At 33.4% G+C, this 25,033-nt stretch carries 20 protein-coding genes and 1 tRNA gene; 11 read left to right on the forward strand and 10 right to left on the reverse strand.

The window, feature by feature from the left end:
- Positions 1–31: 31 nt before the first annotated feature.
- Together C8C88_RS06585 and C8C88_RS06590 are read right to left on the reverse strand one after the other, a co-directional pair.
- Positions 32–469, reverse strand: a complete 438-nt coding sequence (locus tag C8C88_RS06585; RefSeq protein WP_121337351.1) for a hypothetical protein — start codon at positions 467–469, stop codon at positions 32–34.
- 105 nt (positions 470–574) lie between these two features.
- A complete protein-coding gene (locus tag C8C88_RS06590) occupies positions 575–1,525 on the reverse strand; it encodes a bifunctional riboflavin kinase/FAD synthetase (RefSeq protein WP_121338592.1) in 951 nt (316 codons plus the stop codon).
- A 216-nt stretch (positions 1,526–1,741) separates the two neighbouring features.
- Here C8C88_RS06590 and C8C88_RS06595 point away from each other — a divergent pair, with 216 nt between their 5' ends.
- On the forward strand, positions 1,742–4,462 hold the full coding sequence (locus C8C88_RS06595; protein WP_121337352.1) for a reprolysin-like metallopeptidase: 2,721 nt from the start codon (positions 1,742–1,744) through the stop codon (positions 4,460–4,462).
- 57 nt (positions 4,463–4,519) lie between these two features.
- On the opposite strand, the gene pth is transcribed toward C8C88_RS06595, so the two are convergent.
- From pth to C8C88_RS06610, 3 genes are all read right to left on the reverse strand, one after another.
- The gene (gene pth / locus C8C88_RS06600; RefSeq protein WP_121337353.1) at positions 4,520–5,194 is read right to left on the reverse strand and encodes an aminoacyl-tRNA hydrolase; all 675 of its coding nucleotides are present in this window, start codon (positions 5,192–5,194) and stop codon (positions 4,520–4,522) included.
- A gap of 340 nt (positions 5,195–5,534) precedes the next feature.
- On the reverse strand, positions 5,535–6,146 hold the full coding sequence (locus tag C8C88_RS06605) for a 50S ribosomal protein L25/general stress protein Ctc (RefSeq protein WP_121337354.1): 612 nt from the start codon (positions 6,144–6,146) through the stop codon (positions 5,535–5,537).
- An 89-nt stretch (positions 6,147–6,235) separates the two neighbouring features.
- Positions 6,236–7,177, reverse strand: a complete 942-nt coding sequence (locus C8C88_RS06610) for a ribose-phosphate pyrophosphokinase (RefSeq protein WP_121337355.1) — start codon at positions 7,175–7,177, stop codon at positions 6,236–6,238.
- 290 nt (positions 7,178–7,467) lie between these two features.
- Here C8C88_RS06610 and C8C88_RS06615 point away from each other — a divergent pair.
- The 5 genes from C8C88_RS06615 to C8C88_RS06635 all read left to right on the forward strand — a co-directional run bounded on the left by C8C88_RS06615 (position 7,468) and on the right by C8C88_RS06635 (position 12,230).
- A tRNA-Leu gene (locus tag C8C88_RS06615) sits at positions 7,468–7,547 on the forward strand.
- Positions 7,548–7,779: 232 nt separating this feature from the next.
- Entirely contained in the window at positions 7,780–9,258 is a 1,479-nt protein-coding gene (locus C8C88_RS06620) for a cryptochrome/deoxyribodipyrimidine photo-lyase family protein (protein WP_121337356.1), read from the forward strand.
- Between the two features lies 1 nt (position 9,259).
- Complete coding sequence (locus tag C8C88_RS06625; RefSeq protein WP_121337357.1) at positions 9,260–9,400, forward strand: DUF2256 domain-containing protein; 141 nt, start codon at positions 9,260–9,262, stop codon at positions 9,398–9,400.
- Entirely contained in the window at positions 9,397–10,944 is a 1,548-nt protein-coding gene (locus C8C88_RS06630) for a cryptochrome/photolyase family protein (RefSeq protein ID WP_121337358.1), read from the forward strand. Before C8C88_RS06625 ends, C8C88_RS06630 begins: the two co-directional genes overlap by 4 nt.
- Complete coding sequence (locus C8C88_RS06635) at positions 10,941–12,230, forward strand: DASH family cryptochrome (protein ID WP_121337359.1); 1,290 nt, start codon at positions 10,941–10,943, stop codon at positions 12,228–12,230. The genes C8C88_RS06630 and C8C88_RS06635 overlap by 4 nt, the downstream gene beginning before the upstream one ends.
- On the opposite strand, the gene C8C88_RS06640 is transcribed toward C8C88_RS06635, so the two are convergent.
- Complete coding sequence (locus C8C88_RS06640) at positions 12,227–12,646, reverse strand: DUF2452 domain-containing protein (protein ID WP_121337360.1); 420 nt, start codon at positions 12,644–12,646, stop codon at positions 12,227–12,229. The genes C8C88_RS06635 and C8C88_RS06640 overlap by 4 nt on opposite strands.
- Before the next feature lie 311 nt (positions 12,647–12,957).
- Here C8C88_RS06640 and C8C88_RS06645 point away from each other — a divergent pair, with 311 nt between their 5' ends.
- Complete coding sequence (locus C8C88_RS06645) at positions 12,958–14,022, forward strand: acyltransferase (protein ID WP_121337361.1); 1,065 nt, start codon at positions 12,958–12,960, stop codon at positions 14,020–14,022.
- A gap of 77 nt (positions 14,023–14,099) precedes the next feature.
- Here C8C88_RS06645 and C8C88_RS06650 read toward each other — a convergent pair whose 3' ends face one another.
- Both C8C88_RS06650 and C8C88_RS06655 read right to left on the reverse strand, forming a co-directional pair.
- A complete protein-coding gene (locus tag C8C88_RS06650) occupies positions 14,100–14,489 on the reverse strand; it encodes a response regulator (RefSeq protein WP_121337362.1) in 390 nt (129 codons plus the stop codon).
- Positions 14,486–17,323 (reverse strand): PAS domain S-box protein, encoded by a 2,838-nt coding sequence (locus C8C88_RS06655; RefSeq protein ID WP_121337363.1) that lies wholly within the window; start codon positions 17,321–17,323, stop codon positions 14,486–14,488. Before C8C88_RS06655 ends, C8C88_RS06650 begins: the two co-directional genes overlap by 4 nt.
- Before the next feature lie 252 nt (positions 17,324–17,575).
- Between C8C88_RS06655 and C8C88_RS06660 the strand changes: the two genes are divergently transcribed.
- The 4 genes from C8C88_RS06660 to C8C88_RS06675 all read left to right on the forward strand — a co-directional run bounded on the left by C8C88_RS06660 (position 17,576) and on the right by C8C88_RS06675 (position 22,146).
- Entirely contained in the window at positions 17,576–19,495 is a 1,920-nt protein-coding gene (locus C8C88_RS06660) for a glycoside hydrolase family 97 protein (protein ID WP_121337364.1), read from the forward strand.
- A 362-nt stretch (positions 19,496–19,857) separates the two neighbouring features.
- Entirely contained in the window at positions 19,858–20,757 is a 900-nt protein-coding gene (locus C8C88_RS06665) for a S9 family peptidase (protein ID WP_121337365.1), read from the forward strand.
- A 124-nt stretch (positions 20,758–20,881) separates the two neighbouring features.
- On the forward strand, positions 20,882–21,451 hold the full coding sequence (locus C8C88_RS06670) for a transposase (RefSeq protein ID WP_370453792.1): 570 nt from the start codon (positions 20,882–20,884) through the stop codon (positions 21,449–21,451).
- A gap of 206 nt (positions 21,452–21,657) precedes the next feature.
- Positions 21,658–22,146, forward strand: coding sequence for a DUF2975 domain-containing protein (locus C8C88_RS06675; protein ID WP_121337366.1), 489 nt, complete (start codon positions 21,658–21,660; stop codon positions 22,144–22,146).
- 159 nt (positions 22,147–22,305) lie between these two features.
- On the opposite strand, the gene C8C88_RS06680 is transcribed toward C8C88_RS06675, so the two are convergent.
- Both C8C88_RS06680 and araA read right to left on the reverse strand, forming a co-directional pair.
- Complete coding sequence (locus tag C8C88_RS06680) at positions 22,306–23,487, reverse strand: aldose epimerase family protein (RefSeq protein ID WP_121337367.1); 1,182 nt, start codon at positions 23,485–23,487, stop codon at positions 22,306–22,308.
- Positions 23,488–23,507: 20 nt separating this feature from the next.
- Entirely contained in the window at positions 23,508–25,022 is a 1,515-nt protein-coding gene (gene araA / locus C8C88_RS06685; protein WP_121338593.1) for an L-arabinose isomerase, read from the reverse strand.
- Positions 25,023–25,033: the final 11 nt, after the last annotated feature.

Below are 25,033 nucleotides of genomic sequence, written 5' to 3' on the forward strand. Positions count from 1 at the left end.
TTTAGAAAAGAATTTAAAATGGGATTAATTTTTAATCTGCTACATATTTGTTGTTTGTGTATAACATAAGAAGCAGGGTTACAATTACCGAAGAGGCAATTCCTTCAAACAATAGGGAAATGCAATAGGTATTAACGGTAGGATTTCCTCCAAAAAGGAATGTTTTAGATAGCGATTGAATATACGTATCTCCACCTCGCATATAACTGTAGAACAAAAGTCCAATAATACTCAAGAAAACTCCAACTAGTGAAGTGACGAAGGCAGAAATAGCATTAGAAACAAAGTTTTTCTTTCCTTCGTTAAGGTTCATTTTAATAGTTTGGTTCACACCATAAAAAACAAAAACCACGTTTAATAAACGTAAGGCTGTTATGTTTCCCAATCCTAAAAGAATCATCAGTAAAAAATAAAGACCAATTCCTAAAAAGATGATGAATCCGTTGCGAAATTCTTTTGGTAGTTTCATGAGATTAGATTTAAAAGTTAAAAATAATACTTCACTGATAAACAATGGAATAGAAACTAAAATTACAAAAAAATAGTAACACTTTTCGAATTTAGTAAAAGATTTTTATTTCCTTAAAAAGTTGTCAAGAAAGGATTTTGCTTCATTCCGGTCTATTTCTAGTTGGTTTTTTAAGAATGATACGGATTCAAATTTTTGTTCCGAACGAATTCGGTGTAAAACAGAAACAGTTATGTTTTGATGGTATAAATCTTGGTCAAAATCGAAAAAATTAATTTCAATTGAATGGTTTTCACCATCAACAGTAGGGTTGAATCCTATGTTCATCATCCCAAAAACGCGTTCGCCATCTATAATACTATAAACAATATAAACACCATTTTGAGGAATCAGCTTGTAATTTTCTTCTATTTTGAGATTAGCCGTTGGAAAGCCAATAGTTCTGCCAAGTTGTTTTCCTTTGACAATAGTACCAGATAAAAAATAATGATATCCTAAGTATTTATTGGCCAAAGCAATATCGCCTTGTTCTAAAGCATTTCTAATTTTTGTAGAGCTAACAGAAATAGCATTGATTTCCTGAGCTGATATTTCTTCAACTTCAAAGCCATATTGTTTTCCAAAATCTATTAAATCATCAATATTTGCGGTGCGATTTTTGCCAAATCGATGGTCGTGACCAATGATTATTTTATGGATATTGAATTTATTTACAAGAACTGTTTTTACAAATTCCTCAGCCGTCAATTGAGAAAAACTTTCGTCGAAAGGATGTATAACTAGATTTTCAATGCCTGATTGTTCTAATAAATCTATTTTTTCAGAAATGGTATTCAATAGTTTTATATCAGAATGTTCCTGAAGAACCATTCTTGGATGCGGAAAAAAAGTAAGTACTAAGCTTTCGTATTTTCCGTTTTCGGTCCCGACGCTTCGGGATTGAGTGATTTTTTCCAGAATTTTTTTATGACCAATATGTACGCCGTCAAAAGTGCCTAGCGTAAGAATTGTCTTTTTTGAGCAAATAAAATCCGTAATAGAATGAAAAATTTTCAAAGCAAATGTTTTATAATACTGCAAATTTATACTATCTATTTCAAATCTAAAGTAATGATGAATTGATTTTCGGTAGATTTCAGCGTATCCTTTAAAAAATGAACAAAAAAACAACTAAAAGTTAGATTGAATTCTATTTAACATTGTAAAATAGCATGCTTTGATACTTAATTGAATTAAATGGTTTAATTTTGAGTATCAAATTATTTCCAAATCATGAATAGAATATTATTTTTTGCGCTACTTGTATTTTCATTTTCGACGGTTAATGCTCAAAATGCATCGCTATGGAAAAGAATTAATCAAGGCGGAATATCACTTTCGGATCGGGTGAATGCTAAACCAGATTTAGCAGGGCAATTAGTATTTGAATTGGATGAAATGGCGATGAGTCAATCTTTACAGTTAGCTAATGGGAAAACAGCAAAAGAGAGTCAAGTTCAAATTGCAATTCCAAACGCTAAAGGTATTCTTGAAACATTTTTGGTTTGGGAATCATCGAATTTTGCCCCTGAATTACAAACAAAATTTCCTGAAATTAGAGCTTACGCTGGAACTGGAATAACAGATCGTAATGCAACCATACATTTTAGTTTTTCGCCAAAAGGAATTCAAACTATGATTTTGAGAGGAGATAGTGAGTCTGAATTTATAGAGCGTTATGCTAAAAGCAAGTCGGTTTATGTGCTTTTTAATTCTAAATCCAGAAAAAAAGGGAATCTTTCTTTCGCTTGTAAAACGGAAGATGTTGCTCTTAATAAACAATTGTATAAAAAAACAAGTAAAATAATTTCCAATACAGCTGTTTTTAAAACAGTGCGATTGGCTTTGTCATGTACAGGAGAGTATACTGCTTTTCATGGAGGCACTGTGAATGGTGCATTGACAGCGATGAATGCAACGATGACAAGGGTAAATGGAATTTTTAATAAGGATTTAGCAATTCATTTGAATCTTGTTGCTACTAATGCAGATATAATTTTTACAGATGCTGCTACTGATCCATATTCAGATGAAGCTGTGGGATTAGCTACTGTTACAGGTTGTACTGGTGATTGTCCAGGAACTTGGAATAAAGAAGTGCAGAGTACGATAACAACTGTAATAGGAGAAGCGAATTATGATATAGGGCATTTATTTGCGGCTACTGGCGGAGGTGGTGATGCTGGTTGTATAGGTTGTATTTGTGATGCATTAACAGCTACAAATTCAACACCATCCTATCAACTTGGAAAAGGGAGTGCTTATACTTCGCCTTCAGATGGTATTTCCGAAGGAGATACTTTTGATATTGATTTTGTTGCTCATGAAATGGGGCATCAATTGGGTGCAAATCACACCTATTCCTACGATATTGAAGGAACAGGAGTAAGCGTTGAGCCAGGAAGTGGATCTTCTATTATGGGGTATGCTGGAATAACAGATTATAATGTTCAAAGTAATTCAGACGATTATTTTACCTATGTAAGCATTAAGCAAATACAAGATAATCTTGCAACAAAAAGTATTCTTGCTAGTACATCATTAACAGGACAAACGCCAACAGTTAATGCTGGTTTAGATTATACCATTCCAAAAGGGACGGCATTTGTTTTAACAGGAACTGGATCTGATCCTAATGGAAATACTCTTACGTATTGTTGGGAGCAAAATGATACTGCGCTAACAGAATCTGGTGCAAATAGTATTGCTTTTCCAACAAAAGTTGACGGACCACTTTTTCGGTCATTGAAGCCAACGAGTTCTCCTGTTCGGTACATGCCAGCTCTAAATAGTGTTTTGATCAATAAATTATCTACAACTTGGGAATCTGTTTCTGATGTAGCACGAACACTTCATTTTACTCTGACCGCCAGAGACAATGCTGCTCAGGGTTTTGCACAAACGAATACCGATACTAAGATTGTAACAGTGAGTGGTACAATAGGTCCGTTTGCAGTAACTTCTCAAAATGTGGCAGATTCTAGTTGGCCTTTAGGAAGTAGTCAAACTATTACTTGGAGTGTTAATGGTACGAATACCTTGCCAGGTTCTAGCAATGTGAATATCAAATTATCCACGGATGGAGGGTTAACTTTCCCAACATCTTTAGCTACTAATACTCCCAATGATGGCAGTGAAACAATTACGGCTCCAGGTGTAGCAAAAGAAAATTGTAGAATTTTAATTGAACCAACAGCTAATATATATTATGCTATAAATAGTGAGCCTTTTGCCATAGGATATGCTGTTACATCAACTTGTAACACGTACAATTTTGCAGCTCCATTTGCTATAGTTGATTCTCAGTCATACACCGCAAAAACAATTACAGTACCGGCTTCTGCGGGAGTAATTTCGGATGTGAATGTAGCAGTAGATTTTACACATACTTATTTGTCTGATGTACAAATTGAGGTAATTAACCCACAAGGTACAACGGTAAAATTATTCGAAAGAAGTTGCAACCAATCTGGTAGTTTAATATTGAATTATGATGATTTAGGAGTTGCGTTAGCTTGTGGAGCGACTACTGCGCAAACGGTATCTCCATTTGAGCCTTTGAATGTATTTAACGGCCTTAATCCTCAAGGGAATTGGCAATTTAGAGTTAGAGATGCTTATGTTAGCGATACAGGAACTTTGAATTCAGCAGCTATAACTATTTGTACTAAATCATACACTACGCTGGCAGCGCCGAGTTTCGATATCGGTAATTTTGTTGTGTATCCAAATCCAAATAAAGGTAATTTTAACATCCAATTTACGAGTACGGCTATGTCTGGAGTGAAAGTATTGGTGCATGATTTATTAGGCAGAAAAATCTACGAAAACAAATTTTCGAATGGAGTAAATTTCAATGAAAATATTCAGTTGAAAAATGTGCGAACAGGGATTTATCTTCTTACAGTTATTGATGGCGATAGAAAAGAAGTTAAAAAACTAGTTATTGAATAGGCTTGTATAAAATAAAAATTATAGTATTAAAAAAGGGAAGCAATTGCGCTTCCCTTTTTATTTTCCATTGTAGGATGTCATGGTGTTCTCTAATCCAGCTGTTCCAAAGGATTTGATGATTTCGGAAGCTAATTCTAGTCGTTCAGGAAGTGCTGTTTTTTCTGTGTCATCCCAATCGCCTAAAACATAGTCTATTTGTTTTCCTTTTTTGAATTCGTCGCTGATTCCAAATCTAAAACGAGTGTATTGTTGTGTGTTCAGAATCAAATTAATGTTTTTGAGTCCGTTATGTCCTCCGTCGCTTCCTTTAGGCTTGATGCGGATGGTTCCAAAAGAAAGATTTAAATCGTCAGTAATAACCATAATGTTTTCAAGCGGAATCTTTGCTGCCGTCATCCAGTATTGAACTGCTTTACCGCTGAGGTTCATGTAGGTATTTGGTTTTAAAAGCAAAAAGGTTCTTCCTTTAAACTTGTATTCAGCGAGAGATCCTAGCTTTACGGTTTCGAAAGTAAGGCCTTCTTTTTTGGCTAAAAAATCTAAAATTTTAAAACCTATATTGTGTCGTGTATTTACGTATTCGGCGCCAATGTTGCCTAGTCCAACAATTAAAAATTTAGTACTCACGCTTTTCATATTGTTTTTTTGGTGTTCGTGAACTTCCGGTTTTATATAATCTGTTTTGTCTGCTGTTTTTGTAGATAGAAACCGTTTTGTTATCCATTTTATCATGTTGCAAAAATAAACTAATAGCAATTATTAGAGCGAAACCGTTTCGTTTTTTTTGAAATTTTTAAACCATAAAAGAAATTTAAGTTCATTTAAGACTGGAAAAGTTGGAATTGCAGGATGGTTTTGGAAAATCGTTATGAAAAACTAAAATCATTCTAGTTAGCCCTGATGGTAGTGGCATCCTTTTATGCTGATCCCGACATTTCGGGATGGCATGAAAGATAGAACGGACAGCGGGAGGAGTGTTGTTATGAAAACAAATAGTGTGCTTCTAAAAAAGTATAAAGCAAAAAAAAGCACCAGTTGTGTAACTGATGCTTTCTTGAATGATTGAAAAAAATTATTTTTTCTTTCCTTTTGCAGGAGCTTTTGCTGCTTTTGCTGCTTCTTGAGCTGCTTTCATAGCTGCACGAGAAATTCTTACTTGACAAACAACAGTGTTGTCTGGGTGCATTAATTTGTATTTGTCAGAAACAAGTTTCGTAACGTACAATTTGTTACCCATTTCAAGTGGAGTAATGTCAGCTTCAACAAAATCAGGAAGATTTGCTGGTAAAGCTTTTACTTTTAATTTACGAGTGTTCAAACGTAAAACACCACCTGCAAGAACACCTTTAGATGTTCCAACGATTTGTACAGGAACTTCCATAGTGATTTCTTTGTCATCAAATAATTGAAAGAAGTCAATATGTAAAATCTTGTCAGATACAGGGTGAACCTGGATATCTTGTAAAATGGCATTGAATGATTTTCCGTTTCCAAGATCAATCACAACTGTGTGTGCGTTTGGAGTGTAAACCAAGTTTTTGAAAGCCATAACTTCTGCTGAGAAATGAACTGCCTGATTTCCTCCGTATAATACGCAAGGAACCAATCCAGCATTACGTAAGGCTTTAGTTGCTACTTTACCCACGCTTTCTCTTTCTGATCCTTTAATTGTAATCGATTTCATTGTAAAAAAATATAGTTATTAATAATATTACTTGTTTGGCCTTTAGCTTTTGGCTCTCGGCATGATTTTATAACTTTAAGACTTGAGTCTTACATTATAAATTTTCCACTAATGGAATTGTTGTGGTGCACCATGTGCATAACTTCAGCAAAAAGAGGCGCACAACTCAACACTCTTATTTTGTTCGATTTTTTCTTCAACGGAATAGAATCTGTAACTATCAATTCTAATAATTGAGATTTTTCTATTTTTTCGTAAGCTTCACCTGATAAGATGGCGTGAGTACAAATTGCTCTTACGCTCAAAGCTCCTTTTTCCATCATTAAATCAGCTGCTTTTGCTAATGTTCCTCCAGTATCGATCATGTCGTCTACTAAAATTACATTTCTGCCTTTTACTTCACCAATCAATTCCATGGTGTCAATGACATTAGCTGCTTTTCTTTGTTTGTAACAGATAACTACATCTGATTCCAAAAATTTAGAATATGCATACGCTCTTTTTGAACCTCCCATGTCTGGAGAAGCAATGGTTAAATTGTCCAAACCTAAACTTTCTACATAAGGTAAAAAGATGGTAGATGCAAAAAGATGATCTACTGGTTTTTCGAAGAAACCTTGTATTTGATCTGCGTGAAGATCCATAGTCATGACTCTGGTTGCTCCAGCAGCATCTAATAAATTAGCTACTAATTTAGCTCCTATTGGAACTCTTGGTTTGTCTTTTCTATCTTGTCTTGCCCAACCAAAATAAGGAATTACTGCAGTGATGTGTCTTGCTGAAGCACGTTTTGCTGCATCAATCATCAATAATAATTCCATTAAATTATCTGCTGTCGGGAAGGTTGAACAAACAATAAAAACACGTAATCCTCTAATAGACTCTTCGTAAGAAGGTTGAAATTCACCATCACTATATTTAGAAGTGGTGATTTTTCCTAATGGGATTCCGTACGCTTCTGCGATCTGTTCGGCTAGATATACACTTTGTGAACACGCAAAAATTTTAGCTTCTGGTTCTAGGTGTGACATTTAATTTGTTGTTTTTATTCCGTTACGCTTTATGTAATTCGTCTTTGTTGTTTTTTTAAAGTCGAAAATTGTATACGCCTCGGGTGTAGTTAGTTAGTTGTGTGCTGTTTTAACGAGGTGCAAATTTATAAAATTTATTCAACTCTGAAAGGAAAAATTTAAGTATTTTTAGTGGGACATTTAATATTATTTTTTACATTTGCACCGTGTTAAAGGAATCGATGGTTGATTTATAAACAATCTCCTCTTTTATTGCGTTGAAATAACTGCTGTTATTTCATGTCTGCTAAGCCCGGATGGCGGAATTGGTAGACGCGCTGGTCTCAAACACCTGTGGGAAACCGTGCCGGTTCGACTCCGGCTCCGGGTACAAAAACCTCTTCGAAAGAAGGGGTTTTTTTGTTTATACTATTTTTAATTTCATTTTTCGTTCATTACTAAACTTTTGAAGCTGCTCAATACGCCGATTTGTATATAATTTATAAATAATTTCGACCTAACTCCACTACATTTTTAGATTATTCTAATTTAAAAACATGTATATTTGTTTAATGTTTTGATTTGAAAATTAAACAAAATAAATAACGCTACATTTTTTATAATTGACTAATAAAGCTATAAATATTGTTTGGTTCAAAAGAGATTTGCGATTAACGGATCACGAAGCTTTATTTGCTGCTCAGCAACAAGATATTCCTATTCTGTTGTTGTATTGTTTTGAGCCTTCAATAATGGCTTATGCAGACTCAGATGATAGGCACTGGCGATTTGTGTATGAATCTTTGCAGGAGCTACAAAAAAGTCTGAATAAAGTTTCCGTTACATTACATATTTTTCATCAAGAAGTAGATTTTTTGTTTGAGGAATTATCAAAAAAATACTCCATTCAAAACGTTTATTCTCATCAAGAAATAGGTAATGCGCTAACATTTGGTAGGGATTTAAAAATTAAAAAAAGTTTCATAGAAAAAAAAATTACTTGGAATGAATTTCAAACGAATGGCATAGTAAGGAAACTCAAAAGCCGAGATAAATGGGATGAGTTGTGGAACCAAACCATGAACAGTGTTCCAAAATCATTCGACCCCCAACAAGGAATTTTCGCGGAATTAAACGCCCCATTTTTTACATCTTTAAAAGGAAAAGATTTGCCAGAAGCAATCACAACAAGGAATAAAAATTTCCAACAAGGTGGTGAATATTGGGCATGGCGCTACTTAGATAGTTTTATAAAGGAACGCTATGTGAATTATAGTAAACATATTTCAAAACCTAATTTAAGCAGAAAAGGATGCAGCCGTTTATCTCCTTATTTAACCTATGGAAATATCAGCATGCGAATGGTTTTTCAATATACAATGCAACATTATGCAAATGCATCAAATAAAAAAGCACTGTCTAATTTTATTTCGAGATTGCATTGGCATTGCCACTTTATTCAAAAATTTGAAAGTGAATGCCGAATGGAATTTGAAAATGTGAATCGAGCATTTGATGTGCTTTCAAAACCAAAAAACGAGTTTTATATTCAAGCATGGCAGGAAGGAAAAACAGGTGTTCCAATTGTAGATGCCTGTATGCGATGTTTAGTAGAAACTGGTTATATCAACTTTAGAATGCGTGCCATGATTGTTTCTTTTTTTGTTTTTAACCTCTGGCAAGATTGGCGAGAATTGCATTTTTTAGCACGACAGTTTTTAGATTACGAACCCGGTATTCATTATCCACAATTGCAAATGCAAGCGGGTGTTACAGGAATAAATACAATCAGAATTTATAATCCAATTAAAAATTCTGAAGATCATGATGCGGAAGGGATTTTTATAAAAAAATGGCTGCCAGAACTAACAAATATTCCTGCTCATTTGATTCATGAACCTTGGAAATTAAGTTGGATGGAGCAACAGTTATATGCCTGTGAAATTGGGAAAGATTACCCATTTCCGATAGTAGATATTGAAGAAACTAGAAAATACGCAAGCACAATTATTTGGGGTTTCAGAAAAAAAGATACAGTGAAACAAGAAGGTAAGAGGATTCTAAAAGCACATGTTAACCCTAAAAGAAAAGCAGTAAAATAGCATGCGAGCAGTAAAAAAACAAGATTTACCAACTAAAATTTGTACGGTTTGCCAACGCCCTTTTTCGTGGAGAAAAAAATGGGAAAAAGTTTGGGAAGAAGTTAAATATTGTAGTGATCGGTGTAGAAAAGAGAAAAAATGAAAAAAAATAAGAGTAAAACACTGCGACTCATTCTTGGTGATCAACTAAATTATAATCATTCATGGTTTGAAACCGTTGATGATTCGATTACGTATGTCATGATGGAAATACGGACGGAGACCGATTATGCAACGCATCATATTCAAAAAATAGTTGGTTTTTTTGCTGCAATGCGTCAATTTCAAAATTGGCTACAGCTTAAAAAACATCGTGTCATTTATCTAAAATTAACGGATACTACTAATTTACAATCTTTTGAAAAAAATATAGAAATAATCATCAATTCTGAAAACTTTGAACGTTTTGAATATCAATTACCAGATGAGTATCGGGTTGATATGATATTGAAAAATTTCTCCGCGCGTTTACTTATTTCTAACACTGTTGTTGATACAGAACATTTTTTTAGCACTCGAAATGAGTTAGCTGATTTTTTTGAAGGGAAGAAATCATTTTTGATGGAAAGTTTTTATCGTGCAATGCGAAAAAAACACCACATATTAATGGAAGGGGATAGCCCAATAACAGGGCAATGGAATTATGATGATGACAACAGAAAAAAACTTCCCAAAAATCATAAACCTACACCACCTTTGGTTTTTAATTCAGATGTAACGGATATAGCTAACGAAATTGCTCAAACCAATATAAAAACAATTGGTACAATTGATGCAGAAAATTTTATTTGGCCCATAAATAGAGAACAATCGTTGGAACTGGTCTCGTTTTTTGTAGCAGAATGTTTGCCATTATTTGGTTCCTATCAAGACGCTATGGCTCCACAGGAATGGTCAATCTATCATTCAAGAGTGTCCTTTTCTTTAAACACAAAAATGATTTCTCCTTTGGAAGTTATTAGTATGGCAATAGAAGCTTGGCAAAAAAAACCGGATGTAATTCAATACAACCAATTAGAAGGTTTTGTACGTCAAATTATAGGATGGAGAGAATACATGCGAGGTATTTATTGGCTAAAAATGCCAGAATACAGTAGCTTGAATTATTTTAATCATCAGGAAAAATTACCAGACTGGTTTTGGACTGGCAAAACTAAGATGCATTGTTTGAAGGATACAATCAATCAATCTTTAACATTTGCTTATGCGCACCATATTCAACGCTTAATGATTACAGGAAACTTTGCTCTATTGGCAGGAATTCATCCTGACGAAGTGGATGCTTGGTATTTAGGAATTTATATCGATGCACTAGATTGGGTAGAAGTGACGAATACTAGAGGAATGAGCCAGTTTGCAGACGGTGGAATCGTGGGTACGAAACCATATGTAAGTTCTGCTGCTTATATTGATAAAATGAGTCATTATTGTGGCAGTTGTTTTTATAATAAAGCAAAAAAAGTGGGTGATAAAGCCTGTCCATTTAATAGTTTATATTGGAATTTTTATGACAAACAGGAAGACAAATTAGCTAAAAATCCACGAATCGGAATGATGTATTCCGTTTGGCGCAAAATGAAACCAGAGGATAAAGAAGCGCTTTTACAACAAGCCGATTATTATTTAAAACATATTAATGAATTATGAAAACAGCTATTGTTTGGTTCAAAACCGATTTGCGTATAACGGATAATGAAACTTTGGTTCAAGCCATTTTTAAAAATGATCAAGTAATTCCGGTTTATTGTTTTGACGAATCTCATTATAGAACCACAAGTAATGGATTCCAAAAGACGGGAGCATTTAGAGCCCAATTTATAATAGAATCATTAATTGATTTAGACAATAGTTTAAGAGAATTAGGTTCAAGCTTACTTGTTGTAAAAGGCAAACCCGAAATAGAACTACCTAAAATTGTAAAACAATACAATGCTAAAAGCGTATATGCAAAAAGAGAAGTTGCTTATGAAGAAAAGCAAACAGAAGCCTTGGTGAAAACCGAACTTTGGAAGCTTCAATGTGAATTGTTAACCTTCAGTACAAGCACGTTGTTTCATGCCGAAGATTTGCCTTTTTCTATAAAAGATATTCCTGATGTTTTTACCAATTTTAGAAAAAAGACCGAAAAAGAGGCAACGGTTAGAAAAGTATTTGAGAAACCAACTGCTATTATTTCGCCTGAAATTATGGATTCAAAAATTCCAACTTTATCCCAATTAGGTTTGAATACCATAGCGATTGACGATAGAGCAGCAATTTTGTTTAAAGGTGGAGAACGAGAAGCTATAAATCGACTGAATCATTATTTTTTTGATTCTCATGCAATTGCTACTTATAAAGAAACAAGGAACGGAATGGTAGGGGCTGATTATTCTTCAAAACTATCTGCTTGGTTAGCCTTGGGATGCATTTCACCCAAGTATATTTATCAAGAGCTCAAAAAATACGAAACGCTTCACACCGCAAATGAATCAACATATTGGTTAGTGTTCGAATTATTGTGGCGGGATTATTTTCGATTTATGATGAAAAAATACCAAACAAAATTTTTTCAAAAAAAAGGAATTCAACAGAAAGATATCGGTATGAATGCCAATAAAACACAACTTGAAAATTGGATAAATGGTACTACCGGAATTGATTTTGTTGATGCCAATATGATAGAACTTAAATTAACTGGATTTATGAGTAATCGAGGTCGTCAAAACGTTGCGAGCTATTTGTGCAACGATTTAAATCTGGATTGGCGTTTAGGAGCAAGTTATTTTGAACAGCAGTTAATTGACTATGATGTGTGTAGTAATTGGGGCAATTGGGCTTATTTGGCTGGAGTTGGAAATGATCCTAGGGGAAATCGCTATTTCAATATTGAAAAACAGGCAAATGATTATGACAAAAATAAAGCATTCCGAAATTTATGGCTGACCTATTAGTAGGGATTCATGCTTTTTTTATTTAATAAAATCCATTTTTTATCACTGTTTAGTTTAAAGGAGGCAATACATTCTTTATTCCATTCATGTGGTGCAATTAAGGATAAAAACTCAATTCCATCATCACCTAGATACATGTGATATATTTCTCCAATTACAGGTTCAAATGAAAATTTAGCATTGTAAACAATCTCGTTCCATTTGTATTCTTCCATTAATTTTTGGTATTCAGATTTAAGTTCATTGAACTTATTTTCGAATTCTTTATTGATGTTATGAATTCCTCTTACTTTCCATGCTGTTACATCATCCGCTTTTATTACAGGCGCACCTATATTAGTCGCATAAGGCAATAAATTTGAGTTGTAGCCATCTTCTTCTGAATAAACCACATTGTCTGGTTTTTGCTTTTCCATGTGTAGGTGTTGGTAGGTAAGTTGTGTTTTCTATTTGAATAGAAAATGTATTAATTAAAGCTCAAATTTACAATAATATTATTTTATATCATAAGTGCTCCATAAAAGCTAATTAAATAATTCGAATTTGGTACCAATTAATTTGAAGTTATATTCCAAAGGGATTTTGTTTGTAGTTTTTTGTATCAAAGTATCCTAATTTAGCTCGCCGGAATTATTTTTTTTTATATTTGTTTTTAACAGGAATCTTGCGTTTATGAATAGAATTTCTGCAAGAAACATTCACATATAAAGTAACTTTTTTTAAAAAAATGGAAAAAACAAGGAATTACGGATTGGATATTTTGAGAGTATTAGCCTGCTATTTTGTTATTCAAATACACACTGGAGAATTTTATTATATAGGTGCGGATGGTACGGTGTTGCCTGGTGATTCTCCTTTTTGGGTAGGAATTCTGAACTCTTTATTGCGAACTTCTGTTCCTTTGTTTGTTATGACTTCTGGTTTTTTTCTTTTGCCAATAAAAGAAGATTTAAATGTGTTTTTTAAGAAACGATTCACACGAGTTGTCATTCCATTTGTCGTTTGGTGTGCTTTATATGCTATTTATTGGGCTCTATTGGGAAAAACTACTTGGACACAGGCGTTCCAGAACATAGTGCATATTCCTGTTAACTTTGGAACTGAGATAGGGCATCTTTGGTATGTTTATATGCTTATCGGACTTTATTTGTTTGTTCCATTAATTTCACCTTGGGTTGCAACTGCTTCGCGCAAAAGTATGGAATTGTATCTGGCACTATTTGCATTTGCCATGTGTGTTCCTTTTATACATCAAGTTTTTCCTGAAATTTTAGGTGAATGTTGGTGGAATAGAACTCCTATGCTTTACTATTTTTCTGGCTTATTGGGCTATATGATTTTAGCGGCTTACATACGAAAGTATATGTTGGAAAATAAAACTTGGCATTTTCTTCTTGGAATAGCATTAATCCTTGTTGGCTATGCTATTACTGCAGGAGTATTTATTTATAGATTGGATTCAAAATATATTTGGGATTTAGAATTGAGTTGGGGGTTTGATACTATCAATGTTGCTATGATGACTTTTGGTGTGTTTTTATTATTGAAAAATGTATCTTTCAATAATCCTTCTTCTGCTATGGTTAAGATTTTGGTAGATATTTCTCAAAAAAGCTATGGAATTTATTTATTGCATATCATGGTGTTAAATTTTTTCCACGACCAACTTGACACTAAGATTGATTTTGTCGTAATCAAGATTCCTGTAATTGCAATTTGCTCATTCATTACATCTTATGTAATTATAAAATTATTGTCTTATTTGCCAAAGAGTAAATATATAGTGGGATAAAATTTTTACTACTATTATAAAACAAAAAAACATTCCTTGATTTGAGGAATGTTTTTTTGTTTTCGATTAAAAAGTATTTATTTTTCAGCAATTGACTTTATATCGTCCACACTAATCGGTTTTGATATATAATCAAATATTTCAAAGGTTTTTGATTTTGTTTTGTCTTCTGGTGCGATAGAAGAACTTACAATATAAATAGCAATTTTTTTATTGATTTTAGAATTTACACCTTTCATTTCTTCCATAAATTCCCATCCGTCCATAACTGGCATATTTACATCCAATAGAATAATATCAGGAAGTAATTCCTCGTCATTTAGTACGTTATTCAATGCATTTATTGCTTCTTGTCCATTTTTGAAAGAAGCTTTATCTGAAAACATTTCAGATTTTTTGATTAATTTATCGATTATTATTTGGTAAATGGCATCATCATCTACAATCCATATTTTCTTTTTTTTCATTTTAAATAAATTTTAAATGTTGTGCCTTCATTAAGTTGGCTTTCCACATTAATTTCACCGCCCATCGCCTCAACTTGATTTCTGGTTATAAAAAGGCCTATTCCTCTTGAATCTGGATTGTTGTTGAATGTTTTGTAAAGTCCAAAAATTTTATCTTTATTTTTTTTCAAGTCAATTCCGATTCCATTGTCAGAAACCTCTAGAACCTCTGTGTTATTTTCATTAGACCAATTTATTGTTATCATTGGTTTTCTTTCAGGATGTCTGTATCGAATGGCATTTGAAATTAAATTATAAAGAATACTCTCTAGATATGCTGGATTATAATTTATAGTTAAATCATCTGGAATGTTTTTTATAATCGTTGTTTCGCTTAGTAATATTTGTTCGGAGACAACATTTTTAGCGTTGTCTATATATTTGTTTAGGTTTAATGGTTTTGTAACCAGAGTTATATTTGTATTTATATTAATTACTTCATTTAGATGGTCCATTGTTTCGCTAAGTGATGTAGTAACTGTTTTTAATAGTTGCATCATTTCGTCTTGTTCCTCTTCTGTATCGGCGAACTCTAACAAAGATACGATAGACTCAATGTTACTGGTGTGAGATCTTAAATTATGTGAAATAATATACGAAAAATTTAACAATCTTTTGTTTTGTTCCGTTACTAATTTGAAGGAATTATTTAAGTCTTCCTCTGCTATTTTCATATTAGTAATATCAATCATTATACCGCGTAAACCAACTCCTTTGTTGTTTCCAAAAACAAAGTTAATAATATCTCTTATCCAAATTATTTTTCCGCTTATAGAAATCATTCTGTATTCAAGAATTCGATTTTCTTGTTTGATATCCGCAGCATGACTAGTGGCTAAAACCCAATTTTTATCTTCAGGATGTAAATGATCTTCCCAAAAATAGGGGATTGTTTTCCATTCTTCGGCGCTATATCCTAAAATAGATTCTACTTTTTCACTAACAAAAGTAACTTGATTGCTATCCAAGCTATATTCCCAAACGATTCCATCGATGGTATTAATTATAGCTTCTATTTTTTCTTGTGAGTCGAGAATAATTTTTTCGGTAGCTTTTCGCTCTGTAATATCTTCGGTTGAAAGTATGATTCTTTCTAAAGATTCTTCATAGCCTTGAATTACATTCCATCTTAAATTGATGTCACGGTATTCACCATCCATCGTTTTAATTCTAGAATCAATATTAAAGGTTTTATCACCTTGAGAAATGGCAACTAATTGTTTTTTTACATCGTCGAAAGCTGAAATATCAATTAAATTAGGTAGGTTTTTTATTAACGATTTTTTACTTTTTGCTTTGTGAAGTTTTAGACATTCACAATTAACATCAATGATTTTAAGAGATGAAATACATTTAAATACTTCTTCAGGATTTTCATTCAGGTATGAATAAACCATTTCAGGATCTTGATTCATCAAATTTAATTCCTCAAGATACTTTTTAATTCCAGAAAAGTCTTCTTCCCATAATGGTAATGTTGAATTTTCAAAAAGTGTTTTGAATCGCGTTTCACTTTTTTCAATTAAAGCTAGTGCTTCTTTCTTTAAAGTGATGTCTTTTATAAAAATTATATTTGATGTAGGTTTCTGATTTTTTTTCCAAAGAGGAGAAATGCTTATGTTAACCCAAATCGTTTTGCCAGATTTTGTAATAAATCTTTTTTCAGCTGTGTGCTCCTTAATTTTTCCAGAATTAAGATTTTTTAGTTGTTTTAGAATTCCTTCTTTGTCATCAGGATGAGTTGAAAACGTAATATTTTTGTTTAGTAATTCTTCTTTGCTATAACCAATCATTTCACAATATTTGTCATTGACATTAATGTGGTTTCCGTTAATAGCATCAACAATAATAAATCCTACAGTGGCTTGTTCAAAAATAGCCTGAAACTGCATTTCGTTTTTTAATAAAGTGTCTAATTGATTGTTAACCAAAAGCTGAAGCTCTTCTGGTTTTTTTAACAGCTTAGTGGTTAAGATAGCAAATAAAATAGATGAAATTGTGCCAACAAATAAGCTTAAAAAAGTTAGTGGGTAAATTCCATACGGTTCTTTTGAGATCAAATAAAGTTTCCATTCGCTATTAGGCATGGAGTAAGTAACATAATGATCTTTTGACAGGTTTATTTTATAAGGTTTAAAAAAAATGTCACTGTTAGTAACGGGATTTTTTCTTGAAAACTGAAAAAGGTATTTGTCAGTATCAATAGCATCGATTTTAGCTACTTTTAATAAGGACTCGAATTTAACAATTAAAGAAGTAAAACCCCAAAATTCTCTTTTTTTGTATACAGGTAATCGTATAATAATTCCAACACCTCCTTGTTTTAGGTTAAATGGTCCGTCGAAATGAATTTTACTGTTTTTGTTAGTCTTAAAATCTTGCCCTTTCAAAGAAGCTGATTTTAAAAGGTTTAAATTCAATGCTTTTTCATTCCCTTTTAAAGGATAAATATATTTAATAATTCCATTAGGAGCTAATTGAACGGTATTGATGAGTGGATAGTTGTCTAAAATCTCTTTACTTGTAGTTTCAAAATCTTCAGGAATGCCTTTGTCGTTAATTGTAAGTGCAAGTTCAAAGGATGACAAGTACGTTTCGCGAAGTGATTTTTCGATATTCTGATGAATGTCTTTTAAAATTACGTTCATCTTGTTTTCTTCATTCTCGCGCAAGATATTTTGTCGTATCTCACTAACATAGACAGTTGCTATAAAAAGCAATACAAATACTACAAAACCGGCTATTTTGGGTTTAATGATAAACCAATCGACAAATTTTGCCCATTTTTTTTTCATGCGTCATTAGTTGTTTATATGGTAGGCTTGGGACCAAAGACAAAAATAAATTTTATTAGAATCAAAACATTATAAATACGGTTAAATCAAAATTTTTGATTGCTTGCTTAAAATTAGCAGTCATTAGTGGTATAAAATTCGTTTTTATTAAGAATTGTTTAATAAAGTTATGAGAAAACTTAATTTTTAACGAAAGTATTAAATGAGTTTAATTTTTTTGTATGTTTGTAAGTGTAAATTAAACACTTAATTATGAAAAAAATAGTTTCAATAGCTTTGTTATGGCTTTCATTAACTTCATTTGCAGGCAATAAGCCAAGTTATTTTTTTGTTAATTCAGACAAAACTATAAAAGTTGAATTCAATTTAAACGCTAAAAAAAGCCCTTCATATTCGGTTTTTTTTAAAGGAAAATCAGTGATTAATGCATCGAATTTAGGGATTCTAAGAGAAGATGGAGATTTCTATACTAACTTAAAAATAGTAGGAGTTTCTAAGGCCAAATCAATAAAAAGCGCCTATTCAATGGTACAAGGAAAACGAAAAAACATTGAATATAAAGCCAATCAATATACTGTTAATCTAAAAAATAATCAGGGGAAATTAATGAATATCATTTTCCAATTGTCAGCTGATGGGGTGGCTTTAAGATATTATTTTCCAGAAACTTCGAAAGAAATCAAAAAAATAACGGAAGAAAAGACCATGTATAATTTTGATATTTCCACAAAGGCGTGGTTGCAACCCATGTCCAAAGCTAAAACAGGATGGAAAGAAACAAATCCTTCTTACGAGGAACATTACGCAATGGGCGTTCCCGTAAACACAAAACCGGATATAGGGGAAGGTTGGGTTTATCCAGCTTTATTTCAAGCCAATAAAACTTGGGTTCTCATTTCAGAAGTTGGTTTACCAGTGAATTATTGCGGAAGTAGATTAGTTTATAATGATGCCTCAAAAGCAATGCAGGTTACTTTTCCTCAAAAAGAAGAAATTTTTCCTAACGGTGCTTTGAAACCAGAATCCGTTTTGCCTTGGTATACACCTTGGCGAATTATTACCGTTGGATCTCTTAAAACAATCACCGAAAGCACATTAGGTACGGATTTAGCTGAACCATCAACGCTTACAGACACTTCTTTTATAAAAAGCGGAATTGCTTCTTGGAGTTGGGTCTTGCTGAAAGACGAATCTGTAAACTACGAAACTACACATCGATTTATTGATTATGCGGCGGCAATGAATTGGCCTTATTGCTTAATTGATGCCGATTGGGATACTAGAATTGGCTATGATAAAATGAAAGAATTAGCGGCTTACGCCAAAACTAAAAACGTAAAATTGTTAGTTTGGTACAATTCATCAGGATCTTGGAACAGCACGGAATACCATCCTAAAAGCAAATTAATCACCCACGCAGATCGCGTTCGAGAATTTTCAATGTTGAATGAAATTGGGATTTCGGGAGTCAAAGTAGATTTTTTTGGTGGCGACGGACAATCCATGATTGCCTATTATCATGATATGCTAAAAGATGCAGGCGCTTTCAAATTATTGATTAATTTACACGGTGCTACTTTGCCCAGAGGTTGGCAACGCACGTATCCAAATTTATTGACTACCGAAGCCGTAAAAGGATATGAATACATCACTTTCTTTCAGGATATTGCTGATTTAGCACCTACACATTGTGCCATACTACCTTTTGCACGTAATGTTTTTGACCCAATGGATTTTACACCTATGGTGCTGGATTCTATTCCAAATATCACTCGAAAAACAACACCCGCTTTTGAATTAGCTTTGCCCGTTTTATTCTTATCTGGAATTCAACACATGGCCGAAATCCCAGAAGGAATGGCCAAAATGCCAGCTTATGTAGTTGATTATTTAAAAGATATTCCAACTAATTGGGACGATTCAAAATTCATTGAAGGATATCCAGGAAAGTATGTTGTTATGGCTAGAAAAAAAGATAATATCTGGCATATCGTTGGAATCAATGGCGAAAATACCGCTAAAACTATCGAGATTGATTTGTCCTTTGTAACAAATACAGTTGGTTTCAGCATCACGGAGAACGATAAAGGATTCCAACAACTTCCCGTGTCAAAAACCAATAAACTTACAGTAACCCTAAAACCACATGGAGGATTTGTGGTAAAAATTTAGTTTTTTTAGGAGCTATTTCCTGCTTTACACTTCAATCTTTTTGCAATCCTGTCTGGGTAAAAAACCAGTCAGGATTACAAAAAAGGATTTCCGTTGCAATCAGGGCTAGGTAATCCTGCATTTCGAGGACCTTATTATTTTCTACAGTAGATTTCAATTGCTAAAAGGCTTCATGAATAAAACATCTTTTTGATAATTTGTAGTATAAATATTATTTATACATTTGATTAAAATAGATATTGACGTTTGTCAGACAAAGCGACCCAAATTAGGGATGATAAGTCGGATGGCGTCAGACATATAAACGAGTTATAGGCAATGCTAACGATAACCATTCAATACAATTTTTATATTAAACTAATATGAAAATCAACTTTATTCAGAACTTATATCTTTGGTTATTATTAATAATCTTACCAGTAACTGTATTTTCTCAATCGACTGAATTTACCATTCAAGATGTAAATTTTGAAAGTCAAGGCATTACTCTTGCAGGCTCAATTTTAAAGCCCAAAAATCCATTTGCAGCAGTTGTAATTGTTCACGGTTCTGACCCAGTAAAAAGAGAAATGGAGTTTGCAAAACGTCTTGCAAAAGAAGGTATTGCAGTATTGACATATGATAAACGTGGAGTTGGAGAATCTGGTGGTGTATATGTTGGACCATCTGTCGGTACAAATAATATTGATGCTACTAATCTTCATTTATTATCTAGCGACGCAAATGCAGCGGTAAATACTTTTCGAACTTATTTAAAAGATAAAAAAACACCTATTGGATTAGTTGGCTTCAGTCAAGCAGGATGGATAATTCCAATTACTGCAAGCAAAAATCCACAAATAGAATTTATGGTTTTATTTAGTTGCCCTACAATTACAACTCTAGAACAACTCCGATTTCAGTTTTATACTAATGGGAACAATAATTTTTGGGAAAATCATACAGATGCAGATGCTCGTGAACATACTAAAAATGACCTAGACAAGTATCAATTCGTGGCGACTGACCCAAAAATTTATCTGAATACTCTTTCAATTCCTGGACTTTGGCTTTTTGGAGAAAAAGATATACAAATTCCCGTAAAATTGTGCATAGAGCAATTAAACACATTTAAAGTTCAAGGCAAACCTTTTGAATATACTTTATTTTCAACATTAGGACACAATACTTCTTCTAGCGATATTACAGTACCTTTTGATATTTCAATTCAATGGATAAAACAGAAAGCTTTAAACATTAAGAAGTCTAAAAAGTCAAAATAAACCCGATCGCTCGGATATGCAATAAATTTTTCGCTAACGGATAGCGCAGAATTGCATTCTGTGCCCATAAACGAGAGTAGGAGAAATAAGAAAAAATTATATACGACTAAACGATTTAGCTTTAATGTATCTTTTAAAAAAAAATGTCAACAAAATACAAAGCTACAACAACAGACGAAGCCTATTTTATAACCATAACAAGAGTAGGTTGGATAGATATTTTTACACGACTGAACCAAAAATATGTTATTACCAATGCTTTAAAACATTGCCAAGAAAAAAAAGTTTAGAACTATATGCCTATTGTTTAATGTCGAGTCATTTACATATTTTATGTAAAGGCACAGAAGGTTTTATTTTGTCGGATTTTATGCGTGATTTCAAGAAATTCACGTCTAAACAAATTGTAAAAACCATACAAGACGAACCCGAGGGTCGAAGAGAATGGATGTTGGAGTATTTTCGAAAATCTTGTGAACATCTCAAGAAAGAACAATATAAAGTTTGGCAAGGCGGTTATCATGCTGAAATTGTTCAAAGTAATTGGTTTATCAAACAAAAAATAAATTACATTCATAACAATCCTGTAAAGGACAAAATTGTAACATTGCCTGAGGATTATTATTTTAGTTCAGCAAGCAATTATGCAGGATTAGATTATGAGTTAGAAGTAATTTTGTTAGATTTGTTTTAATTGCCAATTGGAATGAGCACAGAATGCAATTCTGCGTCATCTGCTTGTGAGGAGAATTTATATATCCGAGCAATGGGGCAATAGGCTTTCCCGAAGTATTGGGAGGAAAGTTGGTTTTGTATTCAAATCCGCCATTGTCAAAAAACGATGTGGGTAACCATTTAGCAACAGTAATAGAATTAAGCAACAATAACAATTAAACTTTTATGAAAAAAAGTTCAATATTATTTCTTCAGACGGTCCTTGTGCTTGTTGGTATTGTGGTACTAATCATAATGATTCGGTTGCCCTTGACTGAGGGGAGAGCCACAAACTTAGATCTGTTCCGTATTTACTCTGATCCGTTGATCTTGTATGCTTATGCTGCGTCTATTCCGTTTTTTATTGCGTTGTATAAGGCATTCAAATTACTCGAGTATATTGGGCAAAATGAAGCGTTCACTCTAAACGCAGTGAGTACTTTAAGAAGTATAAAAAATTGTGCAATCGCACTTAGTATTTTAATTATGTTGGCAGGAATATACATAAGGATATTTCATAATAAAGAGGACGATCCTGCGGGCTTTATTGCCCTTTGTATTGCAATGACTTTTGTTTCTTTTGTCGTTGCTACTGCCGTTTCAGTGTTTGAAAAAATCTTGCAAAATGGTCTGGACATAAAATCAGAAATCGAACAACTGCAGTCAAAGAAATAATTGGATTGTAAGACAATTTGAATACTACCGCTTCATTCTAAAATAATAAACCCCAGAAGCTTGCTTCCAGGGTTACTAACTAATTCCATATTTAAACCAAACCATTTAACTCATTTATGGGGTAGAAAATTGATCTACAAGTAATAGTTAGTATATCTTTTATTTTACGGAGAATTTAAACGTTGTTTTTGTTTTGTAATTCTCATCAGGATTTAAAACCGTAGTTGGAAAATCTTTTTGATTAGGAGAATCTGGATAATGCTGTGTTTCTAAACAAAAACCAGTTCTACGAGCATACGTTCCACCGTTTCTCATTGGTAAAGTACCATCTAAGAAATTACCAGAATAAAATTGTATTCCCGGTTGGTCAGTATAAACTTCCAATAGTCTTCCGCTTGTTGCTTCATAAGCTGAGGCTGCAAAACGCTCTCCTTTGCCTTGATTGTTAAGTACCCAGCAATGGTCGTAACCCAATCCGTTTTTCAATTGTTCGTCTTTAGCTTCGATGGCTGCCCCAATAGCTTTCGGTTTTCTAAAGTCAAAAGGCGTATTTGTTACATCCGTTAATTTACCTGTTGGAATTAATGTTGCAGCAACAGGAACTAATTTGTCCGCATCAATCGTGATTTCGTGATCTAAAATAGGTTTAGAAAAATCAGATGACAGGTTGAAATACGAGTGCTGTGTTAAGTTTACCACCGTTTTCTTATCTGTAGTTGCTTCATAAAGTACGTCTAATGAATTGTCATTATGCAACGTATAAGTTACAAAAACAGTCAAGTTTCCAGGATATCCTTCCTCCATATCTTTACTTACGTATTTCAATTTTAGAGAAGCACTGTCTCCACCTTTTGCTTCTTCAGCAGTCCAAACTACTCTATGAAAACCTTCTGGTCCTCCGTGTAATGCATTAGGTTCGTTGTTTATGGCTAATGAATATTCTTTTCCGTCCAAAGTAAATTTACCTTTTGCAATTCGGTTACCATATCTTCCGATAAGGGCTCCAAAATAAGGATTCGCTTTCATGTATTGGTCCAAAGAATTGAATCCAATTACCACTTCTTCAGATTTACCAGCTTTATTTGGCACTTTCAAAGAAGAAATAATTCCACCATAGGTAATGATGTTTACTTCCATTCCTTTTTGATTGGTCAGTTTGTAGCTGTCCACTTTTTCTCCTTTTTCGGTAGTTCCGTAAGCAGATTTTGCTATAGTTACGACTTCAGCAGTTGTAGCTTCTTTTGAAGTCTCTTCTGATTTTTTATCGCTTTTACATTGTACATTCATACTGGCTAAACTTAGTATGGAAATTCCATAGATGCAACGTTTTAATACATTCATAATTACTTGTTTTTTAGTTATTATAGACCGTGCTGAAACAAATGGTAATACGCCTCGTTAGCATTAATTTTATCTTTAAAATCTCTTACGGTTGTTTTCTCATCGATAACAAGCAATTCTATACCTGCAATATCGGCAAAATCTTCCATATATTCTGTAGTGATTACTTGACTGTAGACCGTATGATGCGCTCCGCCTGCTAATATCCAAGTAGTTGCAGCAATATCTAGGTTTGGTTTACAATCCCAAAGTACACGAGCAACAGGAAGTTTAGGTAAATCAGCCATAGGTTTTACAGCTTCCACTTCGTTTACAATTAAACGGAAACGGTTACCCATGTCAATCAATGATGCATTAATAGCATTTCCAGCAGCCACATTAAATACCAAACGAACAGGGTCTTCTTTCCCTCCAATTCCTAACGGATGCACCTCACAAGATGGTTTTGCATCAGCAATAGAAGAACAAATTTCTAGCATGTGAGAACCTAAAACGTATGATTTTTGAGGCGTGAAATGATAGGTGTAATCTTCCATAAAAGAAGTTCCTCCTTGGTTTTCAAGACCTACATTCATTACTTTCATGGCACGAAGTAAAGCAGCTGTTTTCCAGTCTCCTTCACCACCAAAACCGTATCCATCCGCCATAAGACGTTGAACGGCAATCCCTGGAAGTTGTTTTAAAGAACCTAAATTCTCAAAAGTATCGGTGAAAGCACCAAAACCGCCTTCTTCAAGGAAAGCTCTTAATCCCAATTCAATTCGGGCAGCTTCTACTAAAGAATCTCTTTGTGCTCCTCCTTTTTGAAGTGCTGGAGCCAAGGTATAAGAAGCTTCATATACTTCAACTAATTTATTCGTATCCGCATCAGAAACTTTTTCAATTTTTTTAGTTATATCCGAAGAGTCGAAACCATTTACCGAAAAACCAAAACGGATTTGGGCCTCGACTTTATCTCCTTCGGTTACAGCAACTTCACGCATGTTGTCTCCAAATCTAGCTACTTTTAAGTTTTGGAACTCATCCCAACCTAAAACTACTCTGGACCAAATGCCTAATTTTTTTTGAACACGTTCGTCTTCCCAATGTCCTACAACTACTTTACGTTTTTTACGCATTCTAGACATAATGAAACCAAACTCTCTGTCTCCATGAGCAGATTGATTTAGGTTCATGAAATCCATATCAATAGAACCCCATGGAATTTCAGCATTGAATTGTGTATGCAAGTGGCACAATGGTTTTTTCAAGATACTTAAACCACCAATCCACATTTTAGCAGGTGAGAAAGTATGCATCCATGCTATAATACCAATACAGTTCTTGTTTGAATTGGCTTCTAAGCATACATTTGTAATTTGCGTAGGTGATTTCACCACATCTTTGTAAACTAATTTTACAGGAATATGTGAAGAAGCACCTAAACCTTTAGCAATTTGTTGGGAGTGTTCGGCTACTTTTCTTAATGTTTCTTCACCGTATAGTTCTTGGCTTCCTACTACAAACCAAACTTCTTTTTGAGATATATCTATCATTGTATTTTGTT

Origin of the sequence: Flavobacterium sp. 123 (assembly GCF_003634825.1) — a bacterium.
Lineage (GTDB): Bacteria > Bacteroidota > Bacteroidia > Flavobacteriales > Flavobacteriaceae > Flavobacterium.